Origin of the sequence: Ureibacillus massiliensis 4400831 = CIP 108448 = CCUG 49529, from assembly GCF_000772965.1 — a bacterium.
Lineage (GTDB): Bacteria > Bacillota > Bacilli > Bacillales_A > Planococcaceae > Ureibacillus > Ureibacillus massiliensis.
In genome coordinates this window covers 124,630-139,502 of record NZ_JPVQ01000005.1, presented here as the reverse complement: position 1 = coordinate 139,502, position 14,873 = coordinate 124,630, and the positions used below count along the sequence as shown (strand labels likewise).

Genomic DNA, 14,873 nt, shown 5'->3' with positions numbered 1-14,873 from the left:
AAACGTTTAATTCATTAACGTTTTGTTGTTCAGTTTTCAAGGTTCATTTCGTTACCATTCACTAACAGCAACTTTTATATAATATCATACTTTCGAAATCGAGTCAAACATTATTTTTAAATACTTTTTAATGTTTTATCCGTTTCAAAGGACAAGTAATAATATACTATATTGATATTTAAATATCAAGCGTTTTTTACAAAAAACTTTTTTATAATTTTAATATCTATCACAAATAGTGTGATACCAACAATTACAACGATCCCACCGATAATTTGAGAAGGAATCAAACTTTCACTAAAAACTATATAGGCTAAAAGAGCCGCGCCAATCGGTTCAAATAATACCGCTACTGAAATAATGTTTGTACTTACCCATTTTAAAGCCCAATTAAATAATGTATGACCAAATAAATTTGGGATAATTGCAAGTAGTAAAAACCATAACCAATCCATAGATGAATACGGCCCAAAGGATTCACCTTTTACAATAACATAAAGAAATAAACAAATTGTACTAATTGAATACACAACCATAGTATAAGTAATTAATGAGATTCTTTTACGTACATCTTGGCCAAACAATAAGTATCCTGTAATAAGTGCACAGGCAATTAAAGCTAGCATATCCCCATAAAGAGCTGTCCCACTAACTTGGAAATCACCCCAGCTAATTAAAAAGCTCCCTAATATTGCGATTAAACCTGAGATTACTGTTTTTAGCGTTAACGGTTCTTTAAAGAAAAAATATGTACCTACAAATGCAAACAATGGTTGTAAGGTAACTAATACCGTCGAGCTTGCTACAGAAGTGTAATTAAGCGATTCGAACCATAATATGAAGTGAAATGCCAAAAACACCCCTGCAATCGTAGAAAAAATCCAGTCTCGCTTCGTTATTAGCTTTATTTCATGAGTATGCTTCATGAAAAAGATTGGACTCATTATTAAAACTGAAAATAACATTCTATAAAATGCAATAACACCAGCGTCTGCAGTTGCTAATTTTACTAATATTGCTGATAGCGATATTGAAATAACTCCTATTAATATTGGTATGTATGGATGAATTGGTGGTTTATTCATAAATTAAGTTCTCCCATCATAAAATGTTTTTTCCTATATTTATATATTAAATGCTATTGTACATATTTTGGCATTTAATGTAGAAGATCGCAATATTAAATAAAGGGGGATAGGAATGACATTTTATATTTTTGACTCATTTTCCCTTGATGAACTTATAAAGTTGTCAGTAGCAGCATTTCTAAGTTTAATAATTGGGATTGAACGTGAATTAAAGAAAAAACCAGTAGGCTTAAAAACAAGTTTAGTCATTTCAACCTTTAGTTGTTTATTAACCATTATTTCTATAGATACTGCATATAGTGTTCCTTCTCGTGACGATATTAATATTACACTCGATCCTCTTCGATTAGCAGCTCAAATCGTCAGTGGTATTGGTTTTTTAGGTGCGGGGGTTATTTTAAGAAAAGGAAACGATAGTATAACCGGTTTAACAACAGCAGCTATGATTTGGGGAGCAGCTGGAATAGGAATCGCCGTTGGAGCTGGATTTTATATCCAGGCATTTGTTACAGTAGTTATAGTAGTAATAGGCATCGAAATAATTGCTCCATTATTATGGAAAATCGGACCAAAACGAATACGTATGAGAGAAATATCTTTAAAGGCACGATTAACCGATAAAAATAATATAAAAAATTTACACGTTTTCATGAAAGAAAATCAAATGTTTATAGATAATATACGTATTAGGGATGTTCAATTAGAAAATGGGTTACTTTATGAAGTAGATATACGCTTATCAACATTATTAAAACTTGATACATTAGCTATTTATAATTTGCTTCATTCTCTACCATATATAAAAAATATCGAAATTGAAATTTTATCTTAAACGGAGGAACTTATATGGGTGATATCTTCAAATTGTTAAAAGGTGGAAATAAGCCTTCTTTGGTGGCATCATTAGTTAATCTATTTTTAGGAATAATCAAAGGCGCAGCTTATTTCTTTACAGGTAATGTTGCAATGTTTGCTGAAATGATGCACTCTCTCGGTGATGCTGCAAACCAATTTTTCGTTTTTATCGGCTCAGCCCTTTCTAAAAAAGCACCTACGAAACGTTTTCCCAATGGTTTTGGGCGTGTAGTAAACTTAGTTTGTTTAGGTGCCGTAATAATAGTAGCTATATTATCTTATGAAACCGTCAAAGAAGGATGGCATCATTTTATTCATCCTGCTACAGAATCTGAAGGAATACTTATTGCTTTAGGGGTCTTATTTATCGGTTTTGTACTAGAATCAATCGTATTGCATAAAGCCGCTAAAGAAGTATTACATGAGGCTGGTCAAGAAAAAGCGGGATTAAATGCTATTCCAAAATCGATTGCATTTCTCAATCGCGCTAAACCTGCAACAAAGCTTGTTTGGATGGAAGATGCAGTCGCAACAGGCGGGAACCTCTTAGCATTTTTTGCAATCATTATTGCACATTTCACTGGCTACTACGCACTTGAAGGTATTGCGTCAATGATTATTGGGGTCATGATGTTCTTTGTTGTAGGCCGTGTATTCCTTGATAATGCTCGTGGGGCTATAGGTGAAACAGATGAAGAAATGTTAATTCATATTGGAAATTTAATTATGGAGGACCCACACGTTAAAGATATTGAACGATTAGAAGTTGTGAAAGAAGGAGAGTTCCTTCATGTAGAGGCTGTTGCTGAAACAAACCCGGATCAATCGTTACAATATTTAGATGGAGTTCGAGATCATCTAATCGAATTAATTTTAAATCAAAAAGGTGTTACTAAGGTGACTCTTTCTTTTGATCAGGACGATGGTGTTACAGAATGGAAGCATCATTTAACTAAAGACAATACGGATAGTGATCGAAAATAATTAAGAAAAAATCCTTGAGCAATATTTATTGCACAAGGATTTTTCAATTTATAATGACATTTCTAAAATTTTTCTTACATCATTTGCTTGTAATAAACTAAAGTTGCCAAACGGTCCATTAATCATCGCCTTTTCTACTAATGTGTCCATTTGTGAATCATCTATTTCATAATCAGCAAGTCTACTTGGAGCCCCGATGGAAATCCAGAACTCTCTTAATCGTTCTATTCCTTCCAATGCAATTTCTTCCGCTGTTTTCCCTTCAGCACTTACACCGAATGCTTTTATAGCTAGTCTTGCAAATCGTTCTGGATTAACATGAATATTATATTTCATCCAATTCGGGAATATAATTGCAAGTCCTCCACCATGAGGGATATCGTAAACAGCTGATACTGCATGCTCTATATTATGTGTCGCCCAATCACCTCTTGACCCTAATGCTAGGAATCCATTCAATGCGATTGTCCCAGCTAAAAGAATCGTTTCACGAAGTTCATAGTTTTCTAAATCATTAACTAGCTTTGGCGCTGTTTCTATTACTGTGCGTAAAACCCCTTCACACATTTCATCAGTAATTGGCGTGTTTGTCGCATTATGAAAGTACTGTTCAAACACATGAGACATCATATCAACAATACCATAAATAGTTTGATTTCTTGGTAATGTAAATGTATATGTTGGATCTAAAATAGAAAATTTAGGGAATACATGTGGGCTTCCCCAACCGTATTTTTCAAGTGTTTCTTCATTTGTAATAACAGAACCTGAATTCATTTCAGAACCTGTAGCTGCGATTGTTAATATTGTTCCGAGTGGTAATGCATCTGTTACTTGAGTTTTCTTAAGAACAATATTCCACGGGTCCTCATCAACTTTAGCGCCTGCAACTATTAATTTGGAACAATCAATAACAGAGCCACCTCCAACAGCTAATACAAAATCAACATCTTCTGTTTTACAAATTTCTACACCTTTTCGAACAGTTTCAACTCGGGGATTTGGTTCTACACCACTTAGCTCAAAAACCTTCATATTAAGCTTTTCTAAAACCGTCATTACTTCATCATATAATCCATTTCTTTTTATACTTCCCCCACCATACACGACTAAAATTTTGTCTCCGTATTGAGGTAATTCTGCTTCTAATTGATTTATTTGCCCTTTTCCAAAATGCAAACGAACTGGATTGTAAAATGAAAAATTATTCAATTGAAAACTCCCCTTTAATTTTTAGTTTCATTGCTCAAATCAAAAATGAGCATTAATAATAGGATGGTTTTATTTTTACACCTATAAAAAAAGCTATGTAATGAAAGTTGAACTTTCTTTACATAGCTTTATTGTACTAAAATTAAACCCAACCACGGAAGCGAGAAGCCTCAGCAGTTCTACGAACACCAACCATATATGCAGCTAATCTCATATTAATGTTACGTGTTGTAGCTGTTGTATAAACGTTTTCAAAGGCGGAAACCATTTTTTGGTAAAGTTTTTCTTGAACTTCTTCTTCTGTCCAGTAGTAACCTTGATTATTTTGTACCCACTCAAAGTAAGAAACTGTTACACCACCAGCAGATGCTAATACGTCTGGAACTAGTAAAATGCCACGTTCAGCTAAAATCTTTGTTGCTTCTGCAGTTGTTGGACCATTAGCAGCTTCAACTACAATTTTTGCTTTAATATCATGTGCATTTTCAGCTGTGATTTGATTTTCAATTGCAGCTGGTACTAAAATATCACAATCTAACTCAAGTAATTCTTGGTTTGTGATTGTATTTTCAAACAAAGTTGTAACAGTACCAAAACTGTCGCGACGATCTAATAAATAATCGATATCTAAACCATCAGGGTCATGTAATGCACCATATGCATCTGAAATCCCAATAACTTTTGCACCTAAATCGCTCATAAATTTTGCTAAGAAGCTTCCTGCATTACCAAAACCTTGAATAACAACTCTTGCTCCTTTTATATCGATATCACGTTTTTTTGCAGCTTCTTGGATAACAATCGTTACACCTTGAGCTGTTGCACGGTCACGTCCTTGAGAACCACCAAGTACAAGTGGTTTTCCAGTAATAAATCCTGGCGAATTAAATTCATCCATTCGACTATATTCATCCATCATCCATGCCATAATTTGAGCATTTGTAAATACGTCTGGAGCAGGGATATCTTTTGTTGGACCAACAATCTGACTAATTGCTCGAACATAACCACGACTTAAACGCTCTAATTCTCCCATAGACATTTGGCGCGGATCACAAATAATACCACCTTTACCTCCACCATAAGGAAGGTCTACAATTCCACATTTTAATGTCATCCACATTGAAAGGGCTTTCACTTCATCTTCATTAACCATTGGATGGAAACGAACGCCACCTTTTGTTGGACCAACAGCATCATTATGCTGTGCACGGTAAGCTGTAAATACTTTAGTAGTACCGTCATCCATTTTAACAGGGATTCGCACATGTAGCATACGTAATGGTTCTTTTAATAATTCATACATTGCTTCGTCATAACCAAGCTTATTCAATGCATCTTTAATTACTTCCTGGGTTGATGTAAGAAGGTTTAAATTTTCAGCCATATATTCTCGCCTCTTTGTTTTTTAATTGATATGATTCGCAAACATTGTAACACACTTTATTTATAAATTGGCTAATAAAAAGCTAACTATGTTTATATTATATCTTTTATAATTATTTCCAATATTCATTTATTAATTTAATGTTTTTTATAATAGTTTTTTGACAACTTTTCCCCTTCATTACAAATAAAAGCAGACGTTAAAAAACGCCTGCAGTTTTTTTATATTATCAAGACAAAAATATTATAGTGTTTCTGAAACTGACTTCGCTTGCATATGCAATGTTAAATAATCCGGGCCACCTGCTTTCGAATCAGTACCAGACATATTAAACCCACCAAATGGTTGATAGCCCACAGTTGCAGCTGTACATCCACGATTGAAATATAAATTACCTACGTGGAATTCTTGACGAGCAAATTCTAAGTGCTCTCGTTTATTTGATATTACTGCACCTGTTAAACCATAAACAGTGTTATTTGCAATTTCAATCGCTTCATTAAAGTCTTTTGCTTTTGTTAAACCTAAAACAGGACCAAAAATTTCTTCTTGCATAATACGTGCCATTGGATCTACATCAGCAAATACCGTTGGATTAATGAAGTAACCAGTCGAATCATCGGCAGTACCACCAGCAACTAAACGACCCTCACTTTTACCAATTTCAATATAATTTGTAATTTTTTCGAAAGCACCAGCATCATTAACAGGACCCATGTAAGTTTCTTCATTAGTAGGATCGCCTACTACTAGTTCATTCGTTAATTCTACAACTCGTTCCACTACTTTATTGTACGCTTCATCACCAACAATCACTGCACGAGAACATGCAGAACATTTTTGACCACTAAAACCAAAGGCGCTCGATACGATTGATTGAGCAGCTAATTCTAAATCAGCTGTTTGCGCATCATCTACTACAATTGTATCTTTACCACCCATTTCAGCAATTACACGTTTTATCCAAATTTGGCCTTCGTTTAATACAGATGCACGTTGATTAATTCGTAAACCAACATCACGTGAACCAGTAAAGCTAATAAAACGAGTTCGTGGATGATCGACTAAATAATCTCCCACCTCAGCACCTGAACCTGGGACATAGTTAATGACACCTGGAGGTAATCCCGCTTCTTCCATAATTTCCATAAATTTATATGCAATGACAGGCGTTGTCGATGCTGGCTTTAATAATACTGTATTACCTGTTACAACAGCAGCTACTGTAGTTCCTAGCATAATTGCAAAGGGGAAATTCCAAGGTGAAATTACAACACCAACACCTAATGGAATGTAAGTATATTTATTAATCTGCCCTGGATTTTCGGCTAACGGTTTCCCTTTTGCAAGCTCCAACATTTGTCGACCATAATATTCTAAAAAATCGATACCTTCCGCAATATCTCCATCAGCCTGAGACCATGGTTTACCTGCTTCTTTCGTTAACCATGCACAAAGTTCAAATTTTCGGCGGCGTGTAATCGCTGCGGCCTTAAACAAAACTTCCGCGCGCATTATTGGATCTACCTTTTTCCACGTATTAAATGTAGAATCAGCAATTTGCATAGCTTTTTCCGCTAACTCTTGAGTTGCTTTAGAAACATTACCAACTACTTGAGTTTTGTTTGATGGATTATATGAAGTAATTTTTTGCTCAGTTGTAATTCTTTCTCCACCAATGATTAACGGGTATTCTCCACCAAGTTCACTTTCTACCTTTTTTAAAGCATTTAAATACGCTTGACGATTCTCTTCAATCGAAAAATCTGTTAGTGGCTCAGATTTATATGGAACTACCATGGGATTGTTTCCTCCTTAAATTCTAGTAACAATTACATTGTGCCCATTTAACGAATGTTTATCGTTGAAATTGGAAGCCTTATTAATTTAAATGTTAAGGATAATTCAAAAGTTCTATATTATTATTTCGCTTCATATCAAGATTCTATACCTAGACAGATTACGATTAATAAATAGGAAAATCGACAATGTGAACGAATTAATTTCCATCCTAGTTGATACCAGTTCATCAACATTAAATAACTTTTTCACTTTCGGAAAGAATAGCAACACAGCACATTTAAATATGAAAAATAATAAAAAACAAGTTTCCTATTTAAAGGAAACCTGTCTTTTTTATTGGCCCGACTGCTCAATCCAATCTTGCAACTTATCTTTCAAGGATTTAAAGCCATTTTCGTCATTTTCGTTTACACGATCTTGTAAAGTTTTTCTCGGTTGAGAATCCTTCTTTTTTTGCGGAGGTGCTTCTTGTAGTGCACGGGTTGATAAACTTATTTTTTCGGAAGTTTCATCAATTTCTAAAATCTTCACTTGAATGACGTCACCAATTTTTAAGTACTCTTCAATTTCTTTTACAAAACCGTACGTGATTTCTGAAATGTGGACTAAACCTTGGGTATTTTCATCTAAAGCAACAAAAGCTCCATATGGTTGAATACCTGTTACCTTTCCCGTTACTACTTCACCTACTTCGTATTTTTTGGTCATACAAATTTCCTACTTTCTAACTTACGTAAATGTCATGTTAAATTATAGCATACTAAAAGGTTCGTTAACAAAGAATCCTCATACTTTAAAAAATATTCTTACTTTTCCTGGTTTCGTTGCTTATATAAAATTTAGTTGCAATTTTTCATCTTTTAGACAAAATATTCTAACTATTATTGAATAAAATTTTCTATAATGAATATTACCAATTATTAACGAAAGGGTGTGATTTTTTTGAAACAGCTATTCCATGAACAATTACAAATCCTAAGAAAAGAACGAAATTGGTCTCTCGAAGAGTTATCGAAAAAAACTCAAATTGGTATTGAAAAATTATCAATGTATGAAAACGGTGAACTAGTTCCTTCAATGCAAACGATTTTAAAGCTTTCAAATGTATTAGAAGTTCCTGCTTCAAATTTAGCGGATGGTCTAAAAGAAAATTGAAATTAAAAAGGGTGAATTAACAGAACAAAAAAGCATGTTAATTCACCTTTATCTTTTAATATTTTCTTTTAACTTTATAAAATACATTTCGCTTCAAATTTAATAGCGATTAATTTATAGGAAATGGAAACACATTGTTCAAAAGGGATCCATTGCTCAAACGAATGCTCATAAACAGACTGAATGACCTTGGCTAGATTACTAGGATCATCAATCCCCTGTAATGCAGCCACAACATCTGCAGTTTCAGTATCATATTTATCTTCACCAATATTAAACGGATCCCATTGTTGTAAAAGCTGGATTGCTTTTTGATTCATCATCATAATATTATCCACTAGATTCACCTTATTATTCTCTTTATTAATTCGTATGTTATCATAGATTTAAAAAATATGAAATGAGTGAATACTATGTCTATTAACTTCGACGAACTGTACAATCGAAAAAACACAAACTCTTTAAAATGGGATTTATTTAAAGAACGATATAAAGCACAATATAATCTCACTGACGTGGATGATATTTTACCCATGTGGGTTGCAGATATGGATTTCGCCATTCCTCAAGTCATTACTGAGGCTATTAAAGAACGTTTAAATCACCCTATTTTCGGATACTCATATGTTAGCGACTCTTGTAAACAATCTATACAAAATTGGTTTAAAAGAAAACATGATTGGGACATTGATGCGAAATCTATATTATTCCATCAAGGGGTAGTACCTGCGATGGCGACAATCATAGAAACATTCTCTAATCCTGGGGATAAAATTTGCATTTCAACACCCGTTTACCCTGCGTTCTTTAGTATACCAAGGGCACAAAAACGCGAAGTGGTCACATGTGATTTAATAGCAAAAGATAATGGCTATGAATATGATTTTGTTGCTTTAGAAGAAACCTTTAAAAATGATGTCAAAATCTATGTACTTTGTAATCCACATAATCCAGGCGGCGTAGTTTGGTCGAAAGAAGATGTCGAAACAATCGTTCAACTTTGTATTAAATACGATGTTCTTCTTATTTCAGATGAAATCCATGCTGATATCGTGTTTGATGGTTATAAGCATATCCCTTCTTTAACGGTAAAAGACGCTGATAAAGCGAAGATTGTTACATGTATTGCACCGACAAAAACATTTAATATCGCTGGAATTCACGCAGCAATGATGGTAGCGCCAAATAGCGACTTGCGAAATAAATTAATACAAAATCTACAAGCACATGGTCTTGGAGAACTCAATCTTTTAGCAGCGGCTGCAGTACAAGCAGCATACGATAAGGGTGATGAGTGGTTAGAAGCTTTAACACAATATGTTTCTAAAAATATGGATTATGTTATTGAAGAGTTAAATAAATTAGATGGAATTACCGTTACAAAACCGAATGCTACTTACCTACTATGGATTGATTATCGGAAAACTGGTTTATCTGAATCGGAAATGATGCATCGATTACTTGAAAAAGGTAAACTTGCTCTTGAACCAGGATCAAAATATGAAGAAGCAGGTAGAGGCTTTTTACGGATAAATGTAGCGTGTCCCTTTGAAATAGTAAAAGATGGCGTTGAAAGATTCAAGTTATCACTATCTTAATATAATAGAAAGAGCGTGGATATTAAATCGCCACGCTCTTTTTATTTTCTTAAAATCACATTTTGAATATTTCCTTTTAATCATATCGTTATTTATTTATAATTATGATTATTAAAATTTTTATCTCAGGTTGATTACTTATTCGAATCTTAAATAAATGAGGTGTAGTATTTGTAGTCATTGCTACAACATCACAATATGGCTAAACGATCTTTAAAGTTTAAAATGTTTTTATTCTCATTCGTTATTGTCTTTTTTTCGATTGTAACGAGTGGTGCAATGATGATACACAATATTTCAGGAGCATTTGAAAAAGAATTCGGTGCACGTGCAATTGCTATCGCAAGAACAGTCGCACAAATGACAGATGTTCAGGATACTGTAGGAACCAATGAAGGATTTGAAGTCATACAACCTATAGCCGAAAGAATTCGATTAGCAACAGATGTAGATTATATCGTTATTTTTGATATGGATGGTGTTCGCTACTCTCATCCGTCCGAAAGTAAAATTGGAACTATATTTGAAGAAGCGGAAAATAGTGAAGCTCTCTCACAACACGAATACATTTCAAAGGCAATTGGAGTTCAAGGTTACTCCATTCGCGCCTTTGTACCGATAATGAATAGTAATGCTACAAAGCAGGTCGGTGTTATAAACGTCGGTATCATTTCACCAAAATGGTATAATTTACTTGGTCAATATCAATCAGATATTCTTATATCTTTATTTTGGGGATTATTAGTTGGTTTAATTGGTGCAGTGTTTATTGCAAATCATATAAAGAAGCAAACTTTAAACTTAGAGCCTTATCAAATAGCTCGGATTGTACAAGAGCGTTCAGCCATTATGCAAGCAATGGATGTTGGTATTTTGGCGACTGATGCTGACGGAAACATAACCTTTATTAATCAGCTAGCAAGACAATACACTCATTACTTTAGAAAAAAAGGGACACTTCAAGAGGTATTTCCTAATACATGGTTAGCTGAAGAAAAAATCGAGAGACTCGAAAGCTATAGACCTCTTCTATTATTCGATCAAATGTACCTAGTACGTACTTATCCAATTCGGATACAGGATAAAAATGCAGGTCATTTAATTATGATTACTGATAGAAAAGAAGCCCACACAATGGCTGAAGAATTAACTGGTATAAAAGCGCTCGTAGATACATTAAGAGCACAGCATCATGAATTCTTAAATCGTTTGCATAGTATAGCCGGTCTTATACAACTTAAACGAAACGAGGATGCACTAAGTCTAATTATTGATGAGATTACAGATGAGGAAGATGTTATTCAAAAGTTACGTGACAAAATTCTTGATTATTCTATCCAAGGTCTTCTGCTTGGCAAGCATTCAAGGGCAAAGGAACTTGGAGTCCATTTAACTTTAGATGAAGATTCATTTTTATTAGATTTTATGACAGGTTTTTCAAGTGGAGATTTAGTTACAATCATCGGGAACCTTGTAGATAATGCAATGGAAGCTTGTCTTTCAAAAGATGTACGAGACGTTAATATTTTAATTCAAGGAGATAAACATTTCCTATATATTGAAGTCCAAGATAGTGGTATCGGTATTGAAGGAAATCCAGAAAAAATATTTGATTATGGTTTTTCAACTAAAAATAGGGATGGCCATGGAATTGGTTTAGCATTAGTAAAACAAATTATTGAATCCAACAAAGGGACAATTCATATAACGTCTGAAGTAAATATCGGTACGACGATTATAGTAAAAGCTGGGGTGATGGAATGACAAATATTTCAGTATTTATCGTAGAAGACGATCCAATGGTATTAGAAGTAAACAAAAATTTTTTAGATAAAATGACTGGTTTTACATTAATTGGGGAAGCACAAACTTGCGAGGATGCATATAAACAAATTTCGAAGAAAAAACCAAATCTCGTTCTTTTAGATATGTATTTACCTGATAAACCAGGAATAGATTTGTTACAAAAATTAAGAAATGATTGTATCCCTTGTGATATCATCATGATTACAGCAGCACGTGATACAAAAACTGTTCAAGATGTATTACGTATGGGGGCATTTGATTATTTAATCAAACCTTTTCGTTTTGAAAGATTCCAAAAGGCATTACAAAATTTCTATACGACAGTAAAAAAAATAAATACATCCTCAAATGTAAAGCAAGAGGATTTAGATGATTGGTTTGGGCATACCCAAGAATCACTTCTTTCATTACCAAAAGGATTAAATGATATAACGATGAAGCAAATCGTTGATGGATTAATTGAAACGAACGGACCCATTACTTCTGAGCAATTAGCGCAAAATGTCGGAATGGCTCGAGTAACTGTTCGAAAATATTTAGACTTTTTAGCGAATAAAGGAAAAGTTCATATTGATTTAAAATATGGTACAGTTGGACGTCCAACAAAATATTACTCATTTAAATAGTGTCAAAAAAGCTTATAAATCAAGGTTTATAAGCTTTTTATTTTTGTTTTATAACAGTACAGAATCATTTTTATTGTTATATACCACAAAGAACAAAATGTTCATTAAGGTCATAATATTGTTCATTTTGTTTTTTTTATTATGATAGATTTAATCGCATTTCTAGTAAATTGTGAGGAGCGGATTAGTATGAAGCGAGTATTTGGAATTTTCACATTTTGTATAATAATGATAATTCCATTTATCATTCTTGCTTCATCGCAATCAAAGGATTATCCATATGATTATGAGCAGTTAAGCCAAGAAGAACGTCTCGTCATTCACTTTTCTCACGTTGTTGGTGAAGATACACCAAAAGGAATGGCTGCCAGAAAGTTTGCCGATCTTTTAAAAGAGCGTAGTAAAGGTTATATCGAAGTTCAAGTATTTTCAAACGGAACTCTTTATAAAGATGGCGAGGAAATGAATGCGCTTTCTCGTGGGGATATTCAATTAATTGCACCCGCAATATCAAAACTAACAGATTTTGTTCCTGAAATATCAGTGTTTGACCTCCCCTATGCCTTTCACTCTTTAGAGGAAGTACACGAATATGCTGAAAGTGCGGCTGGTAGGAGATTAAAGGAGAAACTAAAGGAACACAATCTATATGCAATTGGTTTATGGGATAGCGGTTTTAAGCAGTTAAGTAATCGCTTCCATCCTATTGATGAATTAAATGACTTAACAAATCTTAGGATGCGAATTATGCCGAGTGATATTTTAGTACAGCAATTTTCTTTAATCGGTGCTCACCCAAGGAAATACGAATTCAACGCTGTTTATCATGAGCTTCAGATTGGTTCAGTTGACGGGCAAGAAAACACATTAACGAACATCACGAGTAAGAACTTATATTCTTTACAAGATTATTTAACTATTAGTAATCATGGATATTTAGGTTATTTTGTTCTATTTAACTTAGATTTTTGGAATAGTTTAGATGCAGATGTTCAACAACTCATAACTGAAACTTTCAAAGAGGTTCAACAGTGGGAATGGAATCTAACAGAGCAACTTAACAATCAAACATTAACAGATATTGAAAATTGTAATTGTATTGAAATTCACTACTTAAGTGATGAAGATGTTAAGGAATGGGAAGAACAATTTCAGCCTGTATATGACTACTACAAAAGTAAATACAGTGAAGAATTTATTAATGCACTCCCTAAATTCCAATCAGATTCCTAAAACTGGTTACAAAGAGATATCCTCTCTTTTAACAATATATTTCAATTTCTTTAAGGGGGACAAGACAAATGAAAAAATGGTTATTACTTACGATTATTAGTGCATTTGCGCTAGTATTGGCGGCTTGTGGAGGGGGCGGTAGTAACGAAGCTACTTCTAGCGAAGAGTATACTGCTGAAAATCCATTAATTATTAAATTTTCACACGTTACTGCAATCGATAGTGTAAAAGGTAAAGCAGCTGATTATTTCGCGCAATTAGTTGATGAAAAAACTGAAGGAAAAGTAAAAGTAGAAGTATATCCTTCTTCACAATTATACGGAGACGCTGACGAACTTGACGCTTTAATGTCAGGGAACGTACATATGATCGCTCCATCTGTAACAAAAATGGTTAAACTTGACCCACGTTGGCAATATGTAGACATGCCTTTCCTATTTGAAAATGAAGAGCATGTTGAAGCTTTCTTCGATTCTGAAGTAGCACAAAGCTTATTTAATGCAGATGCTTTAGCTGCAAACGATATTATGGGTAAAGCTTTCTGGCCAAATGGCTTTAAAAACTTCTCTTCTAATAAGAACCAATTAGTAAAACCTGAAGATTTCGCTGGTCAAAAATTCCGTGCACAAGCTGGTAAAGTGCTTGAGGCACAATTCCAAGCTTTAAACGCTGGTTCAGCAACAATTTCATTCGGTGAAACTTATGCAGCATTACAACAAGGTACAGTTGATGGTACAGAAAATCCACATAACAACTTCGATACGATGAAATTCTACGAAGTTCAAAAATACTATACTGTATCTGAACATGGTCGCCTTGACTATGCAATCTTTGTTAACAAGTCTTTCTGGGAATCAATTCCTGAAGATTTAAGAACTTTAGTTGATGAAGCTCTTAATGAAGCTACTACTTATGCTCAAGAGTTAGCTGCAGAAGAAAATGCTAAATCATTAGAGAAAATCAAAGCATTAGGTACAGTTGAAGTTTATGAAATGTCTCAAGAAGAGCGTGATGTATTAAAAGAAGCAATGCAACCTGTTTATGATGAATTCTCTGAAGTTATTACTCAAGAATTAATCGATGGTATTAATGGACTGAAATAATAATGAATGAACTTGAGTGCCAC

14 protein-coding genes are annotated in these 14,873 nt (G+C 33.8%); 8 read left to right on the top strand and 6 right to left on the bottom strand.

What is annotated here, in order from left to right; genetic code table 11:
* Window positions 1-185: 185 nt before the first annotated feature.
* On the bottom strand, window positions 186-1,085 hold the full coding sequence (locus CD30_RS05020; RefSeq protein ID WP_036173274.1) for a DMT family transporter: 900 nt from the start codon (window positions 1,083-1,085) through the stop codon (window positions 186-188).
* Window positions 1,086-1,200: 115 nt separating this feature from the next.
* Here CD30_RS05020 and CD30_RS05015 point away from each other — a divergent pair, with 115 nt between their 5' ends.
* The gene (locus tag CD30_RS05015; RefSeq protein WP_036173273.1) at window positions 1,201-1,920 is read left to right on the top strand and encodes an MgtC/SapB family protein; all 720 of its coding nucleotides are present in this window, start codon (window positions 1,201-1,203) and stop codon (window positions 1,918-1,920) included.
* A gap of 14 nt (window positions 1,921-1,934) precedes the next feature.
* Window positions 1,935-2,927, top strand: coding sequence for a cation diffusion facilitator family transporter (locus CD30_RS05010; protein ID WP_036173272.1), 993 nt, complete (start codon window positions 1,935-1,937; stop codon window positions 2,925-2,927).
* Window positions 2,928-2,975: 48 nt separating this feature from the next.
* Here CD30_RS05010 and CD30_RS05005 read toward each other — a convergent pair whose 3' ends face one another.
* The 4 genes from CD30_RS05005 to yugI form a co-directional block, all read right to left on the bottom strand.
* Complete coding sequence (locus tag CD30_RS05005; protein WP_036173271.1) at window positions 2,976-4,139, bottom strand: iron-containing alcohol dehydrogenase; 1,164 nt, start codon at window positions 4,137-4,139, stop codon at window positions 2,976-2,978.
* A 142-nt stretch (window positions 4,140-4,281) separates the two neighbouring features.
* On the bottom strand, window positions 4,282-5,526 hold the full coding sequence (locus CD30_RS05000; RefSeq protein ID WP_036173270.1) for a Glu/Leu/Phe/Val family dehydrogenase: 1,245 nt from the start codon (window positions 5,524-5,526) through the stop codon (window positions 4,282-4,284).
* 243 nt (window positions 5,527-5,769) lie between these two features.
* Window positions 5,770-7,326, bottom strand: a complete 1,557-nt coding sequence (pruA, locus tag CD30_RS04995; RefSeq protein WP_036173269.1) for an L-glutamate gamma-semialdehyde dehydrogenase — start codon at window positions 7,324-7,326, stop codon at window positions 5,770-5,772.
* A gap of 336 nt (window positions 7,327-7,662) precedes the next feature.
* A complete protein-coding gene (yugI, locus tag CD30_RS04990; RefSeq protein WP_036173267.1) occupies window positions 7,663-8,037 on the bottom strand; it encodes a S1 domain-containing post-transcriptional regulator GSP13 in 375 nt (124 codons plus the stop codon).
* A 225-nt stretch (window positions 8,038-8,262) separates the two neighbouring features.
* Between yugI and CD30_RS04985 the strand changes: the two genes are divergently transcribed.
* Window positions 8,263-8,484, top strand: coding sequence for a helix-turn-helix domain-containing protein (locus CD30_RS04985; RefSeq protein ID WP_328286118.1), 222 nt, complete (start codon window positions 8,263-8,265; stop codon window positions 8,482-8,484).
* A gap of 74 nt (window positions 8,485-8,558) precedes the next feature.
* On the opposite strand, the gene CD30_RS04980 is transcribed toward CD30_RS04985, so the two are convergent.
* Entirely contained in the window at window positions 8,559-8,810 is a 252-nt protein-coding gene (locus tag CD30_RS04980; RefSeq protein WP_408056733.1) for a DUF1871 family protein, read from the bottom strand.
* Window positions 8,811-8,897: 87 nt separating this feature from the next.
* Between CD30_RS04980 and CD30_RS04975 the strand changes: the two genes are divergently transcribed.
* From CD30_RS04975 to CD30_RS04955, 5 genes are all read left to right on the top strand, one after another.
* Window positions 8,898-10,082 carry a MalY/PatB family protein gene (locus CD30_RS04975; RefSeq protein WP_036173260.1) on the top strand — a complete coding sequence of 395 codons (1,185 nt, stop codon included), beginning with the start codon at window positions 8,898-8,900 and terminating at the stop codon, window positions 10,080-10,082.
* A gap of 282 nt (window positions 10,083-10,364) precedes the next feature.
* On the top strand, window positions 10,365-11,846 hold the full coding sequence (locus CD30_RS04970) for an ATP-binding protein (protein ID WP_084077652.1): 1,482 nt from the start codon (window positions 10,365-10,367) through the stop codon (window positions 11,844-11,846).
* Window positions 11,843-12,514, top strand: a complete 672-nt coding sequence (locus CD30_RS04965; protein WP_036173254.1) for a response regulator — start codon at window positions 11,843-11,845, stop codon at window positions 12,512-12,514. The genes CD30_RS04970 and CD30_RS04965 overlap by 4 nt, the downstream gene beginning before the upstream one ends.
* A 189-nt stretch (window positions 12,515-12,703) precedes the next feature.
* The gene (locus CD30_RS04960; RefSeq protein ID WP_036173252.1) at window positions 12,704-13,747 is read left to right on the top strand and encodes a DctP family TRAP transporter solute-binding subunit; all 1,044 of its coding nucleotides are present in this window, start codon (window positions 12,704-12,706) and stop codon (window positions 13,745-13,747) included.
* Window positions 13,748-13,815: 68 nt separating this feature from the next.
* A complete protein-coding gene (locus tag CD30_RS04955) occupies window positions 13,816-14,850 on the top strand; it encodes a DctP family TRAP transporter solute-binding subunit (RefSeq protein ID WP_036173249.1) in 1,035 nt (344 codons plus the stop codon).
* Window positions 14,851-14,873: the final 23 nt, after the last annotated feature.

What these genes read in the sequence shown, in the direction of transcription:
- CD30_RS05020 (WP_036173274.1), bottom strand. Translation starts at nt 1,085, where the DNA reads ATGAATAAACCACCAATTCATCCATACATACCAATATTAATAGGAGTT.
- CD30_RS05015 (WP_036173273.1), top strand. Translation starts at nt 1,201, where the DNA reads ATGACATTTTATATTTTTGACTCATTTTCCCTTGATGAACTTATAAAG.
- CD30_RS05010 (WP_036173272.1), top strand. Translation starts at nt 1,935, where the DNA reads ATGGGTGATATCTTCAAATTGTTAAAAGGTGGAAATAAGCCTTCTTTG.
- CD30_RS05000 (WP_036173270.1), bottom strand. Translation starts at nt 5,526, where the DNA reads ATGGCTGAAAATTTAAACCTTCTTACATCAACCCAGGAAGTAATTAAA.
- pruA (WP_036173269.1), bottom strand. Translation starts at nt 7,326, where the DNA reads ATGGTAGTTCCATATAAATCTGAGCCACTAACAGATTTTTCGATTGAA.
- yugI (WP_036173267.1), bottom strand. Translation starts at nt 8,037, where the DNA reads ATGACCAAAAAATACGAAGTAGGTGAAGTAGTAACGGGAAAGGTAACA.
- CD30_RS04980 (WP_408056733.1), bottom strand. Translation starts at nt 8,810, where the DNA reads ATGATGATGAATCAAAAAGCAATCCAGCTTTTACAACAATGGGATCCG.
- CD30_RS04975 (WP_036173260.1), top strand. Translation starts at nt 8,898, where the DNA reads ATGTCTATTAACTTCGACGAACTGTACAATCGAAAAAACACAAACTCT.
- CD30_RS04970 (WP_084077652.1), top strand. Translation starts at nt 10,365, where the DNA reads ATGATACACAATATTTCAGGAGCATTTGAAAAAGAATTCGGTGCACGT.
- CD30_RS04965 (WP_036173254.1), top strand. Translation starts at nt 11,843, where the DNA reads ATGACAAATATTTCAGTATTTATCGTAGAAGACGATCCAATGGTATTA.
- CD30_RS04960 (WP_036173252.1), top strand. Translation starts at nt 12,704, where the DNA reads ATGAAGCGAGTATTTGGAATTTTCACATTTTGTATAATAATGATAATT.
- CD30_RS04955 (WP_036173249.1), top strand. Translation starts at nt 13,816, where the DNA reads ATGAAAAAATGGTTATTACTTACGATTATTAGTGCATTTGCGCTAGTA.